Raw genomic sequence first — 19,129 nt, 5'->3', positions numbered from 1 at the left:
TTAGTGTTTATCATACCGATGGTCTGTGGCCCGGTGGCCCGGTGGCCAGGGCAGCCACTCCGTCAGGAGAATTCATTGGCTACGAGGCCTACGCAAACCGGATTCAGAGTCGAATTTGGAATCCCGATGGGCCGCAGTTTACAGTTGCGCTGCTCATTGGGAAGCTTGAGTATCTGTTCGGGGGATATCAGGGATTTGGCGTTCAGAACTCCTACCGAAATGGTAAACCAAGTCCTCAGTCGTTTTTGGTTTACCATCTGGCTGCGAGAAAGATAGCCAACAAGGTTTCCTCTACCTGCCTAAAAAAGACGGACGGCTCCAGTTCTAGTGATTTTCGTGTCGAGTTTGCCGCTTTAGTTCAGACGTTTTGTCGCGATGCGATTGGGGGCAATCAGTTAAATGAAAAATTAAGATCTTACTGGGACTTTTTTATGGACTCGGCAGCTGGTGATGAGGAATTTGCAAGGTGGGCGGCCCACATTAGTTCCATAAGAAAAGATGGACGACCATCGATTCAAATTGTTGAAGATATGACATTCACTGTTTTAATGAATTCACACTTTCTATTGAGGCGATAATACTGTGGGACACGATGAATCTCGGCGAAGATTTGTAAAGCATTTGGGGCTTCTAGGCGGCGCATGGGTGTTTCCGATCTTTTCCTGGCCCGGGCAGGCCTATGGAAAAAACAAGGAGTTTAAGTCTCACTTTTTTCTGCAAGTTTTCTTTGAGGGTGGCTGGGATTCATCTTACTTATTTGACGCCCGATCACTCAAAATGACTCAGGAAAATTTGATTCAGAACTATGTGAATGAAGAGCCGTTTGTCTGGGAGGCGGCTGGTGGTCGGCGGACCCTGGCCTCACCCTTGGTTCGCCCGTTAAAAAAATTTCGCCGTGATTTGACCATCATCAAGGGAGTTAACACTTTGCCAAATTTTGATGGTCATCCTCACAATCTCAGATACTACTTCTCTGGTAAGCCCTTGAGCTCTGGATGCTTCTTGGAGGGTCTTGGTAAAAGGGTTCAAGGTTATCCCTTGGATTATGTGCAAATCGGAAAACCGGTGGGAGTTGCCAGCCTTGGGAATAAGGGGTTGAATGTCGACCCCTCGGAGATTGGAGTGTTGCACGATGCGGTCGGCTTGGTGCCTGAGAGTCTGGATGGCCCCAGCGCCCAATATCTAAGAAATCAATATGCTGCCAACGCTGGGGAGGCCAGTGAATTCCAAAGGGGACAGCGGGATCTGTTGGCGGCTCTTGACGGGCAGGAGAGCTTGGTAAGAGCCATGAAAAAAGTGAACTTGGCTGCCGACAATATTGACATTAGGCAGAGAGGACTGGGTGTGGTTAAGAGCTATTTTCAGGCTGGAGTCTGCCAGGGAGCAATCATCATTTATGGCAGAGACAGGTTTGATCTTGACTCCCACTCAGATGTGCTAGCAAAGGGTCAGCCCGCACAATACAAGAAGCTGGTCGCAGAGATCGATGAGATTCTGAGTTACTTGAAGAGAACGGCCTTTGACAATAGAAAAAGCATGTTGGACGTGACCACGGTTTCTTTTGGATCTGAATTTGGCCGGAGCATGAAGGTCAGTGGAGCGCGGGTCGACTCATCTGGGACAAATCACAATACCTTTAACAACATGATCTTGCTAGCCGGTCGCGGGATTAAAGGGGGTCAGATCGTTGGCGAAACTGACTATCATTCGGGGAGTGAGGTGTTATCTCCAGCCCATCTTGGCAGGGACCCCGATAAGGTGAAGGTCATGGGAAAGCCTTACGACTTTACTGCCCAAAGAGTGATTGACCGACCTCTAGAGGTCTATAAGAGTGGTGACTACATCACCATGGCCTCCATTCTTAATACCATCTACCATCTGCTGGATGTCGATAAAAAACGATATTGGGCACTTCCCGACGACCGTAAGGCCATTGCACCGATTTTAAAATCAGTGCTCAGTTAAGACTGGAGTACCAACTCTCAGGCTTGAAAGTCTTAGGTCCCCTAATTACTCGTCAATCTCAGCCACCCAGCCGGACCTGTAGCAATTGGAGTTAATGCAAAAGGTTTCAGAGATCTTGCCTCGCCAAAAACTGATGCCACCGAATTGGTGACAGTCACTGTTTTTGCAAATCACTTCGCCGCCCGGGCCATAGGAGGCTGCGATATCCCAGCCATGGGTCAGGCAGCTATCACTTTTGCAGGTGACGATATCGATCAGCACCATTCCATTGTCGTTTTGGACGGACTTCCAGCCCTTCGTAAAACAACCGCCCACTTTACACTCAACTGAAAAAGTGGAATTGCGATTGTCTGCGCTCTCCCAGCCAACATTCATGCAGTCACCATCGGTACAAGTGCAGGTGAGCTGGTAGTCGGTGCTGGGCTCAGTCGTCATCCAGCCAAACCTGAAGCAGTCGTTTTTTATGCATCGGGTTTCCAATGTTTTGGCAAAGACAGAGCCAGCAGAAAGAACAACGGCAAAAAGGATGAGAACTTTCACAATACCCCCTAGGAATTTGAGTCCAGGTTGATCATTGCAATTGGTCTGTGCTCGAGGCAAGCGTCTGGAGAAAATTGCTGGCGTCTTTTTGAAGCTCAGCGCAACAAGTACGTGAAATCTCCTCGGGCATTGAGCCCTCGTCGATTGGCAAACTGAGCCTAAGCGCCTTTGGCGCTCTCAGTTTGCTGGGAGTCTCACCCTACGGGTTCTCCTCCCTCCGGGAACGCCAAATAAAAAAACCACCTTGCGGTGGTGTTTTTATTTGGCGTTCCCTACGGGAGTCGAACCCGTGTCTTGTCCGTGAAAGGGACATGTCCTAGGCCTCTAGACGAAGGGAACCCTAGAATTGGCTGCTCATGCGAAATCAGTGTCAAAAGTGGTGACCCGCGATGGACTCGAACCATCGACCCTCTCATTAAAAGTGAGATGCTCTACCGACTGAGCTAGCGGATCACATAACAGTTCTTTTCGAACAGTTACACTTACTTACTCAAGTGCCTGAGGGTCCACATATTTCAGGGTTTTAGGCCTTCATGTCAACACGCTTTTTTAAGATTTTCCCCTGTCCAGGGCCGTAAGCAGCGAAAATTGCTCAAATCTTCAGCGAAGCCCCACCAGGAAGGGACTTTGCCTGAGCAGATTTTCCATATTGGATTGATCGGTCAATTTGGCTGACCCCTGTCATTGAAACAGGGGCTTAATCCAAAGAGTCTGGTCTCGTCCCGGGCCTATTGAGACGACATCGATTGGGGTTGCCAGCTCATTCGTAATGAAGTCCACGTAGGCTTGAGCGTTGCGGGGCAGATCACGCATAAACTTAACAGCCGTGATTTCTTCTTTCCACCCGGAAAGTTCCTCATAGATGGGATTACAGCGAGCCAAATCACCTGGAGTCACTGGGAATTCAGTGATTTTCTCCCCATCCAGCTCATAGGCCGTGCAGACTTGGATTTTGTCAAAGCCGCTCAGTACGTCGATCTTCATTAAGGCAATATTGGTGATCCCGTTGATGCGGATGGCATAGCGAAGGGCAACGAGATCGAGCCATCCACAGCGGCGCTTGCGGCCCGTGGTGGCGCCAAACTCCCGGCCCTTTTCCCTCATCCGTTCGCCCACTTCGTCATCACACTCGGTTGGGAAGGGACCGCTACCCACGCGAGTGGTGTAACCTTTGGTAATCCCTACGACTTTACTGACCAGGCCGGGGCCAATGCCCGAGCCCACGCAGGCCGATCCGGCCAGGGTTGAGGAGCTAGTCACAAAGGGGTAGGTCCCATGATGCAGATCCAACAAGGTTCCCTGTGCGCCCTCGAATAAGACCTTCTTGCCGGACTTAAGAGCCTTGTGAATAACCAAGGAGGTGTCCCGACAACGATAGGGCTCCAATTCCTTGGCCAGTTGGCTGATCTCAGCAATCAAATCGTCCAAGTTTATGGGGGCGACACCGTAGAACTTCTCAAGCAGAAAATTCTTTTCCTTGAGTGCGGTTTCCAGTTTGGCCTTCAGTGTGTCCGGCTGAAAAAGGTCCCCAAACAACAAGGCCTTACGGCCGGCGCGATCCTCATAGGCTGGGCCAATCCCTTTACCAGTGGTACCAATTTTTTCATGGCCTGCGGCGACCTCGCGAGCGGCGTCCAGCTGTCGGTGGTAGGTCATGAGGACAGTGGCCGAGTCCGAGATCATCAGTTGACTTGAATCCTGCAAGAGACCGTTTGCCTTCAAAGCGCAGATTTCTTCCCACAAGGTGGCAACATCAAGCACCACACCTGAGGCAATGATGCATTTGGTTTTAGTGTGTAGAACTCCAGAGGGAACGAGGTGAAGAACTGTCTTTTGTCCGTCAACAATGAGGGTGTGGCCAGCATTGGCTCCACCTTGGTAGCGCACGACAAAATCCGCTTCAGCGGAAAAAACGTCCACAACTTTGCCTTTACCCTCGTCACCCCACTGAGAACCCACAACTATGATGCCTGCCATCTTGTCTCCTTATCGCCAATTCCAGGTCGTTTCAGGCCAACGCAGGATCATACCGGGCTAGGTCCATTTATCAATCATAAAGACCGGGAGGTGGGTCAATACGGCTATAAATGCGTCGCGCAAAAAGGGTGGGGAGGGAAGTCAACGGGGTAGTGGCTGATACCAGGGAAAGGGGGGTGGTAAGGAGTCTGAAAATTCACCTGTGGAGTGAAAATCAATCACCTTTTTTACAGCCACAGCCGAGGCTCGCTGGAATGCCTGCTCCGTGTAGGCACCGACATGGCAACTCATAACCACATTGGCCATATTGAGCATTTTTGAAGTATGAACGACGGGTTCTCTCTCAAACACATCCAGGCAGGCTCCACGCAGTTGCTTTAACTCCAAGGCTTCGACCAACTCTGTTTCGGCGACCACAGGCCCCCGCGAGGTGTTGACCAGGATGGCGTCGGGATTCATGTGGGGAAGGGTTTGGTGGTTGATGAGGTAGTGGGTTTCTTTGGTGTAGGGCACATGAAGGGTGAGAACGTCAGAGGAGGTCAGGATCTCCATCAGGCCCATGCGCTCAACCCCCAGTCTGGAGAATGTCTCATCGCTAACGTATGGATCAAGAGCAGCTACCTCCATACCAAAAGCCTTAGCCACTTGCGCGACCCGGGAACCAATGCGTCCGAGCCCAACGATCCCGAGGTGCTGACCACAAAGTTCTTCGCCCCAACTGAGATCGTCCTTCCACTTGGCGGATTTGATTGCGGGTTTCATTTCGTTCAGTCGACGAAATAGAGTCAGTATGAGACCAAACGTTAACTCCACTACGCTGGTGACATTGGCCTCAGGCGTAAACAACACTCGGATGTCACGAGTCTCACATGCCGACAGATCAATATGGTCAAAGCCGCTTGTGGCTGTCACTATGAGGCGCAGACGAGGGGCCTGGGCAATCAACTCAGGTGTGATTTTTGTTCGGCTGCGGATCAAGAGATACTCAGTTTCCGCCAACTGCTCCGCCAAGGGACTAAAGGTCGAAGTTACTTCTACCTGGCCTGGAAATGCAGCTCGTAAGGCTGCCAAGGCATTGCCAGTAAATGTGTCGGCGACTAAAACCTTTGCCATCGTTAAGACCCCTATCTCGTTTCCTGAAGAAGTCGACGGGTGAGATCAACTGCTGCCGTAATATTGGCGTCAGTCGCCTTCTTCCATCCGCACTCCTGAAGGGCCAAACCCAGGGCCTGAGCAAGAAACAATTGGTCCCCGTCCGTGATGTGACCCAAGTGCCCAATACGGAAGATCTTTCCCTTTAGGTGATCTTGGCCGCCACCAATAAACAAGTTGTACTTGTTGAGCAAAACCTTGTTGAGTCCCTTGTCTTGAATGGCCGCAGGAATATTAATGGCCGTGACGGATGAGGATGGGGCTTTGGCGTAAACTTCCATGCCGTAGCACTTGGTGCAGATTTCCCGGGTGGCGTGGGCTAGAGTTTCACAGCGCCGAATCTTTTTGATTCTTTCATCCTCGGCAAAATTTTCTTTGAGGGCGGAATGAAGGCCACGGATCAGGCTCACGGCTGAGCTAAAGCGGGTTTCATTTTTGCTATTGGCTTCCAATTCAGCGGCCAAATCAAAATAAAACTTTGGTGTTGTGCATTTATTGGCGGCCTTCCACGCGCGCTCAGAAAGCGCAATAAAGGAGAGGCCGGCTGGCAGCATAAAGGCCTTTTGCGATCCCGACACAACCACGTCCAAATCCCATTCGTCCATAGGCAAGGGCATAGCTCCCATAGCAGTCATGGCATCAATCACAAACAGGCAGTCGTGAGCATATTGCCGAATGGTGCCGGCCATCTCCTGGATGGGATGGGCCACAGCCGTGCTGGTCTCGCAGGCCTGACAAAAGACCGCCTTTACCCGAGGGTGTTTTTTGAGTTCTCCCTCAAGCTGGCTGAGTGAAACCGCTTCACCCCATGGGACTTCGAGTACATAGCACTTGACGCCATAAGCCTGCCCCATCTTCCACCATCGCTCGCCAAACTTTCCCGACACCACGAACAGGGCTTCATCGGCTGGAGAAAGGATGTTCACCAGCGCCGCCTCCATGGCTCCGCTGCCGGCGGCACTCAACATCATGACCGGCTGACGAGTTTGAAACACGTGCTGAAGAAGATCCAAGGACTCACGTAAAATTATCCGAAAAGCCTCACTGCGGTGGTGAATCATGGTTTCGGACAATGCTTGCCGGACGCCTTCTGAAAGGGGAACTGGGCCGGGGGCAAAGAGCCGGTAGGGATGTTCAGGGTGGTTGGCCATCTGATTGGAATCCTTGTGAAAATTTGCTCAGAAATAACGCATTCGACCGCTGTTCGCAATAGGCATTTGATTCTTGAATTGGGGCTCCAGACTGGTTACCTTGTGGCTGTGAATCTCTCTAAACGCCTGGTTTTTCTCAGCTTGGCCTTCATTTTCGCCCTGATTGGTTCAGGTTGTGGCTATCATTTGGGATTCCGACCGCGAAAGTTACCTGGTGGCTATGATCAGGTGTCGATTCCAGTATTTAAAAATCAAACCTCTGAAGTGGGAATTGAAAGCTATTTTACCAATGAAATGATCCGCCAGTTGGCCCGCAGCGGGGTGGCTCGAGTGGTGGGTAAGAATGAATCTCCGGTCACCCTTGAGGGCATTGTTGAAGACATTGTCTTTGAGCGAAGTGCCAAGGCTACGCAAAATGAAATCATTCACTTGCCTTTGGGGGCGGTTTTGACCACTGAGTATCGTGTTTTGGTGACCACTCGTGTTCGCCTGCGGCGGAATTCGGATAACAAGGTCTTGTGGGAAAGTGTTTTTCAAAACGAGAGAGCCTATTTTGCACCCCAGTTGGGTTCAGCAGGCTTGAATTCAGCAAATGCGCTTTACAATCAGAGCGCCCGTCATCAAAATATTGCAAAAATGGCAGTGGACATGATGGTCGAGGCTCATGACCGATTAACCGAGAGTTTTTAATGGCAGCAAGTGTGGCGTGGGACTTAAGAAAACTGCAGAAGTACTTGGACAAAAAGGTTCCAGGACCTTTGTATTTGGTATTTGGTGATGAGCCCTATTTGGTGGATGAGGCAGTCAAATTACTGAAGACCAAGGCTTTACCTGATGGCGTGGACGACTTCAGTTCCGATCAGTTTCATTACCCGGAAACATCGCCTTCGCATGTTAAAGATGCTGTTGAAACTTTGACTATGATGAGCCCCCGTCGGGTTGTGGTTTACAAGATTGGCAAGGGCCTCAAGGACAAGGAATGGGAAGAGCTTGTTCCGGTGATGGAAGATCCAGTCCCCACGACCACCTTTATTTTGGTCGCAGAAAAGGCCGACAAGCGCAAAAAGTATTTTCGCAAGATCAAGGATGCCGGTGTCATTGTAGAGCTCAAGAGGCCCTTTGATAACCAGGTTGCCTCGTGGATTGAGTACATTGCTTACCGCCATGAGGTTGAGCTTGGCCGTGGAGTGGCTGCCCTGTTGCAGCAGTTTGTGGGCAGTAATCTTGGAGAAATCAACAACGAGATGCTCAAGCTCCGCCAGTACCTGGGTGATGAAAACCGGCCGGTGAGTGAAGAGGATGTGATGCGACTGGTGAGTCGCTCGCGAATCGATAGTATCTTTGATTTGGCTAATGCCATTGGTCGCCGCGACCGGGCTCATGCTCTGGTGTGTTTGGCCAATTTGCTGGAACACGGACAAAATGAAGTGGGGGCATTGAGCTTAATCACTCGCCATATTCGCATTCTCCATACCATTCGTGAGGGCATGGCGGCAGGATTGGCGGGTGCACGCCTTAGCAGCCAGGCAGGAGTCCCCCAGTTCTTTCTGCAGGAGTACGTCAACCAATCGCGGGCTTGGTCGCCTGATAAGATCAACCGCGCCTTACAGGCTTTGCACGAGACAGATAGGGCTCTCAAGTCATCTCCCATCTCAAGCCACATCTGGTTGGAGAATTTCATTATTCGCACCTGCTCTTAGGGTAATCGCCACCGACGGAAGTCGAGTCTAAGAAATCGCTGTCCCAAAACGTTTCACTCGCTCATGTCTTGGCTTTTATTTGCCGATCCAGAGAAGGGTCTTTTCTAGGTGTAGTGGACTAGATTGAAGTCGAGGTTAATCCATGGCTGACCAGGCCGGAAAAACAAATGAAGAGCTTTCTGGGATTCGCCGCCGGCGGGTTCCTCGCCGGGTATTTGAAGCTCGTATCGGCCTATTGATTGGGGGCAGGTATTCCATTGGCCGTAGCTTTGAGATCGGCGAGGGGGGCATGCTCATCACTTGTGAGCACAAGCTTTCGGCCGAGCAGAGGTTGGTCATCACCTTTCGCATTCCAGGTGCGGGACAAACCGTAGTGCGCGGAATTGTTCGCTACTGCCAGCCCAACGGGACTCGCTATGGTGTTGAGTTTTTAAATTTGGATTTCAATATGAAGAGGGCGATTAGGACATTTGTGGCTTCTAAGACAGCCGACGAGGCTATCTTAAAAGCCGTCTAATCATCGTCAGGTGAATTACTTTCCAGCAACCAACTGGTGAACGTTCTTGGACAAGCGGCTGATCTTGCGAGAAGCGGCCTTTGCTTTCAAGATTCCTTTTTGAGCAGCTTTTCCTGCCTTAGAGGTGTAGGCCACCAGCAGTTTTTGAGCGGCATCAGCATCCTTGGCGCTCAGAGCTTTTCTTAGGTTCTTTTCAAAAGTACGAACCGCGGACTTTGCGCGGGAATTCACAGCCGTTTTTTTCTTGGCTTGGCGAGCACGTTTTGCTGCCGACTTATGGTTTGCCAACTTGTAACCTCCAATGATTAACTCAAAGTATCGGAATGACCGAAGGACCGGGAATACCATAAGCCGGGGCGGAGCGCAAGTCTTACGCAGGTGGGGGAGAATCTCGGGGTAGGCTCAGTAATTGGAAAAAACGCAGCAAAAACAATCAGTTGTAAGATCAGCCGCAGCCATGTCCTTGGGAACCCTCTCGAGCCGGGTGCTAGGGGTTGTCCGTGATGTCCTCCTGGCGGCTTTTTTTTCGCGTACGGTGACTGACGCCTTTGTGGTGGCCTTTCGCCTGCCCAACATGTTCCGGCGACTATTGGGCGAAGGTTCCCTCTCGGTCAGTTTTATTCCCATTTATATCGAAAGGCGCACTCCTCAACAGGGGCAGGGGGAAGAGGCTGCCCTCAAGTCCGCCCAGGATCTGGCCAGTGGAATTCTCACTCTTTTAGTTATTGTAGCGGGAGTTCTGTCGGCGTTAGGTGTGATTTTCATGAAGGAGCTTATGGCTCTTTTGGTAGGAGGTGATGGTTTTCTGGCCGTGGACGGAAAGCTGGAAATCACCATCTATTTGGGGCGGATCATGTTTGGCTATCTGTTCCTGGTAACTCTTTATGCCTATTACATGGCTATTGCCAATGCCTGGAAGAAGTTCCTCGTTCCGGCGATGGCTCCGGCCTTGTTTAATTTGGTGTTTATTCTCTTCGCTTTGGTTCCCGATGGACTGTTGGGTTTTGAGCCGGGTGAGTATCTTGCTTGGGGTGTTTTGGTTGGTGGTGTGGTGCAAATGGCCCTAGTTGGACACCTGCTCTGGAAGATGGGGATTTTGCCCAGGCTGCGTTGGCGCCCTTGGTCCGTAGGTGGGGTGAAAAGAGTTTTGGTCAATATGGTACCTGGAGTTGTCGGCCTGGGGGTGCTGCAACTCATGAGCCTGGTAAATGTCAATCTGGCCAGTCGCCTGCCGGAAGGCTCCCACTCCTACATTTACTGGGGTGATCGCATATTGGAATTGCCCCAATCGCTGATTGCGGTCAGTTTGGGTGCCGCCCTTTTGCCCACCCTCTCCCAATTGCATGCAGAAAAAAAGCTAGACGAAATGCTAAACACGGCTCGGGAACACCTCCAGCTCTTGTTGTTTTTAACTTTGCCTAGTGCGGTTGGCTTGTTCTTGATTGCCCAGACCTTGTCCGAGGCTTTGTTCATGAGAGGTCAGTTTTTGCGTTCAGACGCGGTGATCACGGCAAATATCATTCAAATCTACGCTTTGTTGCTCATGGCTTCGAGCTTTAGCCGTGTTTTAGTTCCCAGCTTTTACGCGCGCAAGAATACCTGGCTCCCGGCAACAGTGTCGGCCGTCACTTTGGTTTTTCATGTATTCGTGGCCCTTTGGAGTACGGACCGCTATGGGCTGTTGGGTTTGGTCGGGGCGACAACTCTGTCAGGTTTTTTCAATGTGATGGTCTTGTCCCTTTGCTACCGCGCGATGATAGGACCGCTGGGTGTTAAAGATATCATAAGTGTGGGTTGGCGATGGCTTCCCGGTCTTGCCGCTATGGCTGTTTGGGTGTGGGTGGTGCAGGACTTGTTGTTGGCCGTCTGGCCAGAGGGGCGAAGTTTGACTCGTGCAGTGATCCTGATCGCAACTGTTCTGCCAGCAGTGTTTTTGTATTTGGGCATTAGCGCCAAAATGAAAGTGTCGGAAGCCGAAAAAGTCATTGGCCTTCTGCGGCGCAGATTTCGGCGACCAACACAACCTTAACAGTGCCTGCCAGGTAACAATTTCAAATATCGTTTTCTTTTGTCCAAATGGAGTCTAGCCGTTAGGTCTTCCCCTGTTTTCAGCAAAGGGGGAGATTATGAAAACAGTTGTAGCCGCTATGGCTCTCGTTCTTTCAGCCAGCGCAATGGCATTTAGTCATTCAGTTACAGATACCAACCGTGAATACGTCATGAAACAAGTGACGGCCCAGGGAGTTCAGGGAGTAAACCTGACCCTCGAAGTTGAAGTATTGGTCGATGACTGTAACCAGCGCTCGATGGATGCGGATTTCACATTTGTCGGGGGCAACGGTAACGGCTGGTACGATAAGTATTTTGCCGATGGATACGTGATGACGACGGAGATGTTCTGTCCGATTCCAAATCCCTACAAAGCGGTTGTGAGCTCCAAGCCATTTTTTGTAAAGGCCTTTAGCAACCGTAACCTTGATCGGGAAGTGAACATTACTGTGGTCATCCCAAAAGGTTATGTCTTAAAGTCGACTGTTGTGAAGTAAGTGCTAAGATCGTTTTGGGTCTGGTCATGGCCAGACCCAAATATCTGAGAATCACTGGGTGCCGGGAGTGCCACCAGTAGGTAGGTAGCCAGGTGAAAGGCGACCATTGCCGCCACCACCGCCGCCAGGGGTGCCTCCGCCGGGAGGAAAAACCGGTACGGGTACGGCAAAAATATTGGTTCCTTCATTTGCCATCACATCGCCGCTGCCGTCGCCAGTACTGCCAGGTGACTGGTTGTAGCGTTCGGCGTAGTTAGAAATGGAACCACTGCCTTTTTTCTTCTTCTTTTTTCCATCAGTAGAGACGAACTCAGTACGTTGTCCGGACTGTTGGCTGTAAGCTTCCAGTGAACAGACGACGAGGCTCATACAGGAAATTACAAGGACACCAAAAATCAGGTGGTCAAATGCTCTTTTCATATCCCCCTCCGCACAAGAACTAAAAGAGCAAGGACTAGGCCAATTAAGGGAATGTGTCAAAAAGGTGAAAATCTCACTTTGATACGTCTAATACCTAGAAAAACGGCTAAAATCCTCAATAAATCCGCGAGTCTCAAAACTGTATACCAACTTGAATCAAAAAGTTATGGTGACCAGACTCTTGACATCTGAACAAGTGCGCTCTCAGTCAGGTTCGTCGGCCTTGAGATGCTCTTTTGCCCTGATCCAGTACTCTTCCATCTGTTCGCTATCGAGCTGCGCGAAGTCCTTTCCATCTTGCCGACAGAACTCCTGCATTTGAACAAATCGTTTTTCAAAGCGGGCGTTCGTGGTTCTAAGCACTTGCTCACTCTCGGTGTTGAGGTGACGGCTCAGTTGAGCAAGGCTAAAAAACAAATCTCCCAATTCATGTTCGATTTCAGCGGAGTTCCGAGTTGCCAAGGCCTCTTTAAGTTCTGCAATTTCCTCTTCTACCTTGGCGAGAACATCCTCCGGCCGGTCCCAATCGAAATGCCACTTCTTGGTTTTTTCACCAATCTTGTGAGCTCCGATCAAGGCGGGTAGGCCAGCAGGTAGATTAAAGCGAATGAAGTCATCCTCATTCCCTTTTTCTTTTGCTTTAATCTTGCCCCAATTATCCAATACCTCGTCGCTATCCTTTACTTTGACATCAGCAAAAACGTGGGGGTGGCGGCGGACCATCTTCTCACCAATACCGGCAATGACATCGGCCATGTCAAATCGACCCTCTTGGCGGGCTATTTCCGCATGGAGGACAACTTGCAGGAGTAGGTCACCCAACTCCTCGCAAATCTCCTGGTTGTCGTCCCGGTCTATGGCCTCGGCCAGCTCATGGGCCTCTTCAATGGCGAAGCGGGTCAGGGATTTGTGGGTTTGCTCCTTGTCCCAGGGGCAACCATCTGGACCGCGCAGAGCAGTGACAATGCTCACCAGTGAACTGAATTCACGATAATTTTCAGGTGCTTGTGGCATTCCTCTTCCTCCCATCGACATTCCCTGCAAATTGTCCTATCTTTTGGTCGGGTTTTGCCAGGAAGGGTGTGAGATTCTTCCTTTTTACCCGCAAAATGCCGAAAAATATTTAGGAGATTTACTAAGGAAATCGAAGACATTGGTCAAGGATAAGCGTAAAAACGGCATTCACTCCCGCACGAAATACATCGACCATTCACGTCGGTTTTTGGAGTGGGTAAATAATCTCGGATTTGAGCAGACTAATCTTGGAAGAATCATTCACTTTTTGGATGAGAAATTTCAGGTTCGCCGGCTTTCCGTTTTATTTTTGTTCATGCTCTTCCTCAGTTTTTTGTTGTTTTGGGATATTGATTTTCCCTACTTTGTCCAGGTTGGTGATATTGCCAGCTCAGACATTAAATCTCCAATTAGCTTTCAGATTGTCGATGAGGTGGCCACCGAAACAAAGCGTCGTGAGGCGGAACAAAGCGTGCCTCCGGTCTTTGATTTTGATCCCAATGTCTATGAAAACCTGACCCACAATGTCTACAAATCCTGGCGAAAAATGCGCCAGATGGTGAAGCAGGCGCCCTGGCCGGAGGCTGAGGGAAAACACGCAGAAGCGGTAATTGATTTTATGCAGCACAAAAAGGTCTTTGAGCAGGAGCTTGGGACTCCAGTAACTGACTCGGTCTTTAAGTGGCTCATTGAAAAAAGATTTAGTGCCAGGCTGGAGAATATTTTGATCGAGGCCATTGCCAAGTGGTCCTCGTTCAGAATTTTTGATGGGTCAGGCAACCTGCTTCCTGGCGTGGACTCCCCCCTGATCGTGAGGGTGATTGATCGCGGCAGTGGGGAGGAAGAGTACACAGCCGTGCGTGGGGAACTTAAATCTCTGCGAGAGCGCAAGAATTTCACATTTGAAGGCGTGCCTGGCGAAGGAAAGCTATCGCCAACAGATCGGAAGCAGCTAGGCGCATTTGCGAAGCAACTTCGAGGCCCGAACCTGACGTTTAACCGTCAGGAAACTGCTGACCGCAAAGACAAAGCTCGATTGGCAGTTTTACCGGTTCAGTTGTCGATTGCAAAGAATCAGACTGTTGTGGCCTCTGGGGCGATTGTCCAGCCGATTCATGTGACCCTATTGGAGGAAATTCGCAATCTTAAGTCAGACCGACGTTCTGACTTCGTATCCCTGGTTTCTGCCCTCCTATTCATGACCTTGATGTTGGTTTTTTTCTCCTATACACGGCGGTTCACACTTAACCGGGTGCGGGTCGAGAATAAGGATTTGGCGGTCATGGGTCTGGTGACGGTCTTGGTGATTTTGATTACCAAGATTTTTCTGTTTATGACTGATGCGGCCTTCGTGGTGAAGTATGGAAACCTCATACCAGCAACTGTGTTTTTGTTCGCGGCCCCGATTGCGGCTGGCCCAATGTTGGTCGGTCTGTTGATTAACTCTGGTGAGGTCGTGTGGCTGTTTACAGCCTTCCTGGCTACGGCAGGGGCCGTTATGGTGGATTTCAACTTTGGCTTTCTGTTGGTTTCGATGATTGGAGGAATTGCTGCGGCCAGAGGAGTTTATTCATGTAAGAAACGAAACGACATTTACTTTGCCGGAGTCCGCACTGGCGCCGTCAATTCTCTGGTCATTTGTTTGGTGACGGTCATGCAGGGAATGGGAACTCCCGACCTGTGGAACGATCTCATATGGAACGTGCCAGCAGGCTTTTTGGGAGGTTTATTGTCATCTATGGTAGCAATGATGTTGGTGCCTCTACTGGAGAGTGCTTTTAATTATGTGACTGATGTGAAGCTGTTGGAGCTCAGCAACCTCAATCACCCCCTGATGCAGGAAATGATTGTCAAAGCTCCAGGAACTTATCATCACTCCCTGGTTGTTGGCAGCATGGTCGAGGCAGCAGCCAATGAGATTGGTGCCAATGCTCTTCTGGCGAAGGTCATGGCTTATTATCATGACATAGGTAAGGTTCCGCATGCCCAGTATTTTATTGAAAATCAAAGACCAGGGCATAATCCCCACGATCACATTTCACCCTATATGTCGAAAACCATTTTGATAGCTCACGTTAAGGATGGGGTGGAAATGGGATTACGCCATAAGCTGGGTAAGCCGATCATCGATGGGGTCCTTCAGCACCATGGGACAACCTTGATTTCCTTCTTCTACAATAAGGCCCTCGATGAGGCCGATCAGGATATTGACCAAGTGATTGAGGATGACTTCAGGTACCCCGGGCCAAAGCCACAGTTTCGTGAGGCAGCCTTAGTCATGTTGGCTGATAGCATTGAGGCCGCCGCCCGCTCTCTGGATGAACCAACCACAGCCCGATTACAAAACATTGTCAAAAATATCATTCAGGCCAAATTTTTGGATGGTCAGCTGAACGAGTGTAATTTAACTTTGGCAGACCTATCAGTGATCGAGTTGGCATTCCGTAGGATTCTGTTGGGTATTTATCACCAGCGGATCGATTACCCTCACCTCAACATGAGCCAGTCCAATCCTTATAAGTTGCGAGATGGAAAACAAAAGGGGGACAAGAAGGGCATGACTTCGGCATGACCGTTCTCGTCCTTAATCAGGGTAAAAGTCCCGTCCCGCGAAAGTTTGTAGAGTCCAGCCTAACGTCATTTGCGAGAAGCCTAAAGCGAAGAAAAGTTGGTCTCGGTGGCGAGTCCCGAGAGCTTGTTGTGGTTTTCGCCGACGAGAGGCAGGCCAGGGCCCTGAATTTTCAGTATCGAAAAAAGGACTACGCCACTGACGTTTTGAGTTTTGAAAGCCTAGACTCCGACTCCTTTGGTGAGTTGGTCCTGTGCCTTGATGTGGTTCGTCGACAGGCCAAAGAACATGGCCTGACAGTTCGCGAGGAGCTATCCTATCTCCTTCTCCACGGGTTCCTCCACCTATTGGGCTATGATCACGAAGGCAATGAAACGGAAGCCCAAAGGATGTTTGACCTCCAGGATTCGATATGGAAATCCTATTGGGCTCGGAGAGGTTAGTCGAAATGATTGCCTGACCTGCCCTGGTTTGCTAACGTAGGCTCCAGCGTATTGAAGGAGCCGGTCATGTCGATGGAGACCCAGTTAGCTGAAGTAAAATCCCAATTAAAAGACCTCAAGGGTAAAACCCTCGACCTTCGGGGGTATCTTTGACATCCTCAGCAAACGAAAACGGCTTGAGGAATTAGAGCAGCAGGCTCAAAACCCGGACGTCTGGAACAATCACAGCGAAATGCAGAAAATCAACAAGGAGAGAGTTCTCCTGGAGAAGTCCGTTCAGGATTGGGAGGTTCTCAACCAAAAGGTAGAGGACAGTGAAGTCCTCCTCGAAATGGCTGTCGAGGAAAAGGACGAGGCTTCCTTTCAAGAGGTCACGAAAGAGGTCTCCACTATGGAGGCGATCGTTGGCGAACTGGAGCTAAAGGTTTTACTCAGTGGCGAAACCGATGCCAATAGCTCCTATCTGTCCATCAATTCAGGTGCGGGTGGAACTGAGGCCTGTGATTGGGCTGGTATTTTGCTGCGTATGTATACCCGCTACTCAGAAAAGCAGGACTACAAGGTCGAAGTTTTGGAAATGACCGAAGGTGAAGAGGCGGGAATAAAATCAGTGACCCTTTTGATCGAAGGTCCCTATGCCTATGGACATTTGAAGGCTGAATCGGGAGTGCATCGGCTGGTACGCATAAGCCCCTTTGACTCCAATGCCCGACGCCATACCAGCTTTGCCTCGGTTTTTGCATGGCCAGAGGTGGATGACGAAATTGAGATTGAAATCAAGTCCGAAGATCTCCGTATCGACACCTATCGAGCTAGTGGGGCGGGTGGACAGCACGTCAACCGGACGGATTCAGCAGTTCGGATGACTCACTTACCAACTGGTGTGGTTGTTCAGTGCCAGAGTGAGCGTAGCCAGATTTCCAACAGGGACAAAGCCTATAAAATGATGCGGGCGGCTCTTTATGAAAGGGAGATGGAAAAACGCCGAGAGGAAAAGCAGGCTCTGGAAGGTACAAAGATGGACAACGAGTGGGGCAGTCAAATTCGCTCCTATGTTCTGCATCCCTACAAAATGGTGAAAGACCTTAGAACAGAAACCGAATCGGGCAATCCCGACCGAGTTCTCGACGGGGATTTGGATCAGTTTATTGAATCCTATCTAAAGCAACAGGCCCAGCAGGCAGCAGGTGGTTCTTAGTGTATCAGGTTTGGCTGGTGTGGAGATTCTTGCGTTCGGGACAGAGATTTCTGAACCTCACCACTTCATTAAGTATATTCGGAATGGTTATCGGCGTGGCATCCTTGGTCGTGGCCATGGCGGTGGTGAGTGGTTTTGAAACCACTTTAAAAAACTCGGTTATTGATTCGGTGGGACATGTTTTGGTGATGAAAAGAGGGGGCCCACTGACGGATGACGAAACTTTCCTAAAGGAAGTTAGAGACCAGGTTCCAGCAATCATTGCTGAGACGCCATTTGTTTATCTGGAAGCTGTTGTTGCCCACAACAAGAAATTGTCCGGAGTCGTTGTTCAAGGTGTAGATCCTGACACTTATGAGCGTGTCTTGCGACTGAAACAGCGGCTGCGGGAAGGTGAGTTTGCGTTCGGGCCGAGGGAGGATGGAATTCAAGCTGGCTTGGTTGGCAAGGGGCTGGCCAAGAAGTTTGGTCTTAAGATAGGGGATGTCTTCAAGGCCGTTATGCCAGTGGCCAAGGAGTATGACAATGCGAGCTTCAGACCTCGCCTAAAAAAGTTTTATGTCCGTGGTATTTTGGATTTGGGTCGTCATGATTGGAATCAGCGTTTTGTATTGACCCACATCCGGGCGGCCCAGGATTTTGCCCAGATTGGTGATCAGGTCATGGGTTACCGCCTGCGGCTGGACAAAGATGAAAAGGCCAAAGAGGCTGCTTTTGTTTTGAGTCAGCGTCTCGGTCATGCGTTTTGGACTAGGGATTGGGAGGATGTTAATCGTAACCTTTTTGAGGCGGTCAAACTGGAAAAGGTTGTAATCTTTTTTGTTTTGCTGATTATGGTGATTGCAGCCTGCTTTAATATATCCAGCACTTTGTTTGTGAGTGTGCTTAGGCGTTTTGGAGACATTAGTATTTTAAAAACACTGGGAGCCAATCGGGGATTTGTAGTTAAACTATTCACCGCCCAGGGGTTATTGATTGGGTTTATTGGTTCATTGATTGGCGTGGTCCTGGGCGTGGCTCTTTGTTACGGCTTTGTCTATGCCGAACAGAAGTGGGGGCTTCTTCCCGGTGAGGTGTATAAGTTAGAGCGGGTGGACGTTGAATTTCGTTGGACGGATATCTCGGCTATTTTTGCTGCATCCTTGTTTATTTGTTTTCTAGCCACCCTGGCTCCGGCCAGAAGGGGAGCCAAGTTAGCACCAGTGGAGGGGCTTCGTTATGAATAGTCAGTTACCCTTGTTATCAGCCCGCGGTGTTTACAAGTCATTTCCCATGGGTGGCTCGCGTTTGGAAATCCTCAAGGGTTTGGATCTCAATATTGATAAGGGTGAGGCGGTTTGCATTGTTGGCGCCAGTGGGGCGGGAAAGAGCACCCTGTTGCACATAATGGGGACTTTGGATCGTCCAACTCTTGGTACAGTTCTTTATCAGGGGAAGGATCTGTTTCGCCAATCGGATGATCAGTTGGCGAAGTTTCGGAATGAAAAACTGGGCTTTGTCTTTCAGTTTCACCACTTAATGAGTGAGTTTACCGCTCTGGAAAATGTCACCATGCCCGCCCGCATTGGTGGTATGAATCCGCGAATGGCCCGGGAGAGGGCTGAGGAACTATTGGCAGGAATGGGACTGATTGATCGGAAAAGTCACTATCCTTCTGAGTTGAGTGGTGGAGAGCAACAGCGAGTCGCCATCGCTAGAGCCCTGTTGAATGAGCCTGAAATTCTTCTCGCAGATGAGCCGACCGGAAATCTGGATACCAAAAACAGTGGTCGTATTCAGGACTTGTTTTTTGAGCTTAAAGACCGCATGGGCCTCACTTTGGTCGTGGTTTCCCACGATCAGGAGTTCGCCAAGCGCTTCCCTCGGGTCTGTCGCATGAAGGATGGGCTTTGGATCTAGCTGACCTCATGCAAAACCAGGTGAAAGGCTCGTCTGGT

Annotated in this window: 19 protein-coding genes and 2 tRNA genes; 12 read left to right on the top strand and 9 right to left on the bottom strand. The window is 50.1% G+C overall.

Going from position 1 to position 19,129, the window contains the following annotated elements:
- Window positions 1–41 precede the first annotated feature (41 nt).
- Together H6624_16360 and H6624_16355 are read left to right on the top strand one after the other, a co-directional pair.
- Window positions 42–578: a hypothetical protein gene (locus H6624_16360; protein MCB9085920.1), complete on the top strand. Its 537-nt coding sequence runs from the start codon at window positions 42–44 to the stop codon at window positions 576–578.
- A gap of 67 nt (window positions 579–645) precedes the next feature.
- On the top strand, window positions 646–1,965 hold the full coding sequence (locus H6624_16355; protein MCB9085919.1) for a DUF1501 domain-containing protein: 1,320 nt from the start codon (window positions 646–648) through the stop codon (window positions 1,963–1,965).
- Window positions 1,966–2,010: 45 nt separating this feature from the next.
- On the opposite strand, the gene H6624_16350 is transcribed toward H6624_16355, so the two are convergent.
- From H6624_16350 to H6624_16325, 6 genes are all read right to left on the bottom strand, one after another.
- Complete coding sequence (locus H6624_16350) at window positions 2,011–2,505, bottom strand: hypothetical protein (GenBank protein MCB9085918.1); 495 nt, start codon at window positions 2,503–2,505, stop codon at window positions 2,011–2,013.
- Between the two features lie 263 nt (window positions 2,506–2,768).
- Window positions 2,769–2,844: transfer RNA gene (locus H6624_16345), tRNA-Glu, on the bottom strand.
- Between the two features lie 38 nt (window positions 2,845–2,882).
- Window positions 2,883–2,958 (bottom strand) — tRNA-Lys (locus H6624_16340).
- A gap of 228 nt (window positions 2,959–3,186) precedes the next feature.
- Window positions 3,187–4,482 (bottom strand): adenylosuccinate synthase, encoded by a 1,296-nt coding sequence (locus H6624_16335; protein MCB9085917.1) that lies wholly within the window; start codon window positions 4,480–4,482, stop codon window positions 3,187–3,189.
- 141 nt (window positions 4,483–4,623) lie between these two features.
- Window positions 4,624–5,595 (bottom strand): phosphoglycerate dehydrogenase, encoded by a 972-nt coding sequence (locus tag H6624_16330; protein MCB9085916.1) that lies wholly within the window; start codon window positions 5,593–5,595, stop codon window positions 4,624–4,626.
- 11 nt (window positions 5,596–5,606) lie between these two features.
- On the bottom strand, window positions 5,607–6,785 hold the full coding sequence (locus H6624_16325; GenBank protein MCB9085915.1) for an alanine--glyoxylate aminotransferase family protein: 1,179 nt from the start codon (window positions 6,783–6,785) through the stop codon (window positions 5,607–5,609).
- 102 nt (window positions 6,786–6,887) lie between these two features.
- On the opposite strand from H6624_16325, the gene H6624_16320 reads away from it, so the two are divergent.
- The 3 genes from H6624_16320 (at window position 6,888) to H6624_16310 (ending at window position 9,002) form a co-directional block, all read left to right on the top strand.
- Window positions 6,888–7,475: a hypothetical protein gene (locus tag H6624_16320; GenBank protein MCB9085914.1), complete on the top strand. Its 588-nt coding sequence runs from the start codon at window positions 6,888–6,890 to the stop codon at window positions 7,473–7,475.
- A complete protein-coding gene (holA, locus tag H6624_16315) occupies window positions 7,475–8,485 on the top strand; it encodes a DNA polymerase III subunit delta (protein ID MCB9085913.1) in 1,011 nt (336 codons plus the stop codon). Before H6624_16320 ends, holA begins: the two co-directional genes overlap by 1 nt.
- A 142-nt stretch (window positions 8,486–8,627) precedes the next feature.
- Complete coding sequence (locus H6624_16310; GenBank protein MCB9085912.1) at window positions 8,628–9,002, top strand: PilZ domain-containing protein; 375 nt, start codon at window positions 8,628–8,630, stop codon at window positions 9,000–9,002.
- 15 nt (window positions 9,003–9,017) lie between these two features.
- Here the strand turns inward: H6624_16310 and rpsT are convergent, their stop codons facing one another.
- Window positions 9,018–9,290, bottom strand: coding sequence for a 30S ribosomal protein S20 (gene rpsT / locus H6624_16305; protein ID MCB9085911.1), 273 nt, complete (start codon window positions 9,288–9,290; stop codon window positions 9,018–9,020).
- A gap of 121 nt (window positions 9,291–9,411) precedes the next feature.
- Between rpsT and murJ the strand changes: the two genes are divergently transcribed.
- Together murJ and H6624_16295 are read left to right on the top strand one after the other, a co-directional pair.
- Window positions 9,412–11,031, top strand: a complete 1,620-nt coding sequence (gene murJ, locus H6624_16300) for a murein biosynthesis integral membrane protein MurJ (GenBank protein ID MCB9085910.1) — start codon at window positions 9,412–9,414, stop codon at window positions 11,029–11,031.
- A 97-nt stretch (window positions 11,032–11,128) separates the two neighbouring features.
- Window positions 11,129–11,548, top strand: coding sequence for a hypothetical protein (locus H6624_16295; protein ID MCB9085909.1), 420 nt, complete (start codon window positions 11,129–11,131; stop codon window positions 11,546–11,548).
- Between the two features lie 51 nt (window positions 11,549–11,599).
- Here the strand turns inward: H6624_16295 and H6624_16290 are convergent, their stop codons facing one another.
- Together H6624_16290 and mazG are read right to left on the bottom strand one after the other, a co-directional pair.
- Window positions 11,600–11,968: a hypothetical protein gene (locus tag H6624_16290; protein MCB9085908.1), complete on the bottom strand. Its 369-nt coding sequence runs from the start codon at window positions 11,966–11,968 to the stop codon at window positions 11,600–11,602.
- Between the two features lie 204 nt (window positions 11,969–12,172).
- Window positions 12,173–12,982 carry a nucleoside triphosphate pyrophosphohydrolase gene (gene mazG / locus H6624_16285; protein MCB9085907.1) on the bottom strand — a complete coding sequence of 270 codons (810 nt, stop codon included), beginning with the start codon at window positions 12,980–12,982 and terminating at the stop codon, window positions 12,173–12,175.
- 139 nt (window positions 12,983–13,121) lie between these two features.
- Here mazG and H6624_16280 point away from each other — a divergent pair, with 139 nt between their 5' ends.
- The 5 genes from H6624_16280 (at window position 13,122) to H6624_16260 (ending at window position 19,091) form a co-directional block, all read left to right on the top strand.
- The gene (locus tag H6624_16280; protein MCB9085906.1) at window positions 13,122–15,554 is read left to right on the top strand and encodes an HDIG domain-containing protein; all 2,433 of its coding nucleotides are present in this window, start codon (window positions 13,122–13,124) and stop codon (window positions 15,552–15,554) included.
- The gene (ybeY, locus tag H6624_16275) at window positions 15,551–15,994 is read left to right on the top strand and encodes an rRNA maturation RNase YbeY (protein ID MCB9085905.1); all 444 of its coding nucleotides are present in this window, start codon (window positions 15,551–15,553) and stop codon (window positions 15,992–15,994) included. The genes H6624_16280 and ybeY overlap by 4 nt, the downstream gene beginning before the upstream one ends.
- A gap of 145 nt (window positions 15,995–16,139) precedes the next feature.
- Window positions 16,140–17,192, top strand: a complete 1,053-nt coding sequence (gene prfB / locus H6624_16270; protein MCB9085904.1) for a peptide chain release factor 2 — start codon at window positions 16,140–16,142, stop codon at window positions 17,190–17,192.
- Window positions 17,192–18,418: an ABC transporter permease gene (locus H6624_16265; protein ID MCB9085903.1), complete on the top strand. Its 1,227-nt coding sequence runs from the start codon at window positions 17,192–17,194 to the stop codon at window positions 18,416–18,418. The genes prfB and H6624_16265 overlap by 1 nt, the downstream gene beginning before the upstream one ends.
- Entirely contained in the window at window positions 18,411–19,091 is a 681-nt protein-coding gene (locus H6624_16260) for an ABC transporter ATP-binding protein (GenBank protein MCB9085902.1), read from the top strand. The genes H6624_16265 and H6624_16260 overlap by 8 nt, the downstream gene beginning before the upstream one ends.
- Window positions 19,092–19,129 lie beyond the last annotated feature (38 nt).

The sequence above is a fragment of the Pseudobdellovibrionaceae bacterium genome (assembly GCA_020635075.1).
Lineage (GTDB): Bacteria > Bdellovibrionota > Bdellovibrionia > Bdellovibrionales > UBA1609 > JADZEO01.
Note: the sequence above shows the minus strand (reverse complement) of the source record. Positions and strands in the feature narration are given on the sequence as shown.

What these genes read in the sequence shown, in the direction of transcription:
- H6624_16335 (MCB9085917.1), bottom strand. Translation starts at nt 4,482, where the DNA reads ATGGCAGGCATCATAGTTGTGGGTTCTCAGTGGGGTGACGAGGGTAAA.
- H6624_16330 (MCB9085916.1), bottom strand. Translation starts at nt 5,595, where the DNA reads ATGGCAAAGGTTTTAGTCGCCGACACATTTACTGGCAATGCCTTGGCA.
- H6624_16325 (MCB9085915.1), bottom strand. Translation starts at nt 6,785, where the DNA reads ATGGCCAACCACCCTGAACATCCCTACCGGCTCTTTGCCCCCGGCCCA.
- holA (MCB9085913.1), top strand. Translation starts at nt 7,475, where the DNA reads ATGGCAGCAAGTGTGGCGTGGGACTTAAGAAAACTGCAGAAGTACTTG.
- H6624_16310 (MCB9085912.1), top strand. Translation starts at nt 8,628, where the DNA reads ATGGCTGACCAGGCCGGAAAAACAAATGAAGAGCTTTCTGGGATTCGC.
- H6624_16295 (MCB9085909.1), top strand. Translation starts at nt 11,129, where the DNA reads ATGAAAACAGTTGTAGCCGCTATGGCTCTCGTTCTTTCAGCCAGCGCA.
- H6624_16290 (MCB9085908.1), bottom strand. Translation starts at nt 11,968, where the DNA reads ATGAAAAGAGCATTTGACCACCTGATTTTTGGTGTCCTTGTAATTTCC.
- mazG (MCB9085907.1), bottom strand. Translation starts at nt 12,982, where the DNA reads ATGCCACAAGCACCTGAAAATTATCGTGAATTCAGTTCACTGGTGAGC.
- ybeY (MCB9085905.1), top strand. Translation starts at nt 15,551, where the DNA reads ATGACCGTTCTCGTCCTTAATCAGGGTAAAAGTCCCGTCCCGCGAAAG.
- H6624_16260 (MCB9085902.1), top strand. Translation starts at nt 18,411, where the DNA reads ATGAATAGTCAGTTACCCTTGTTATCAGCCCGCGGTGTTTACAAGTCA.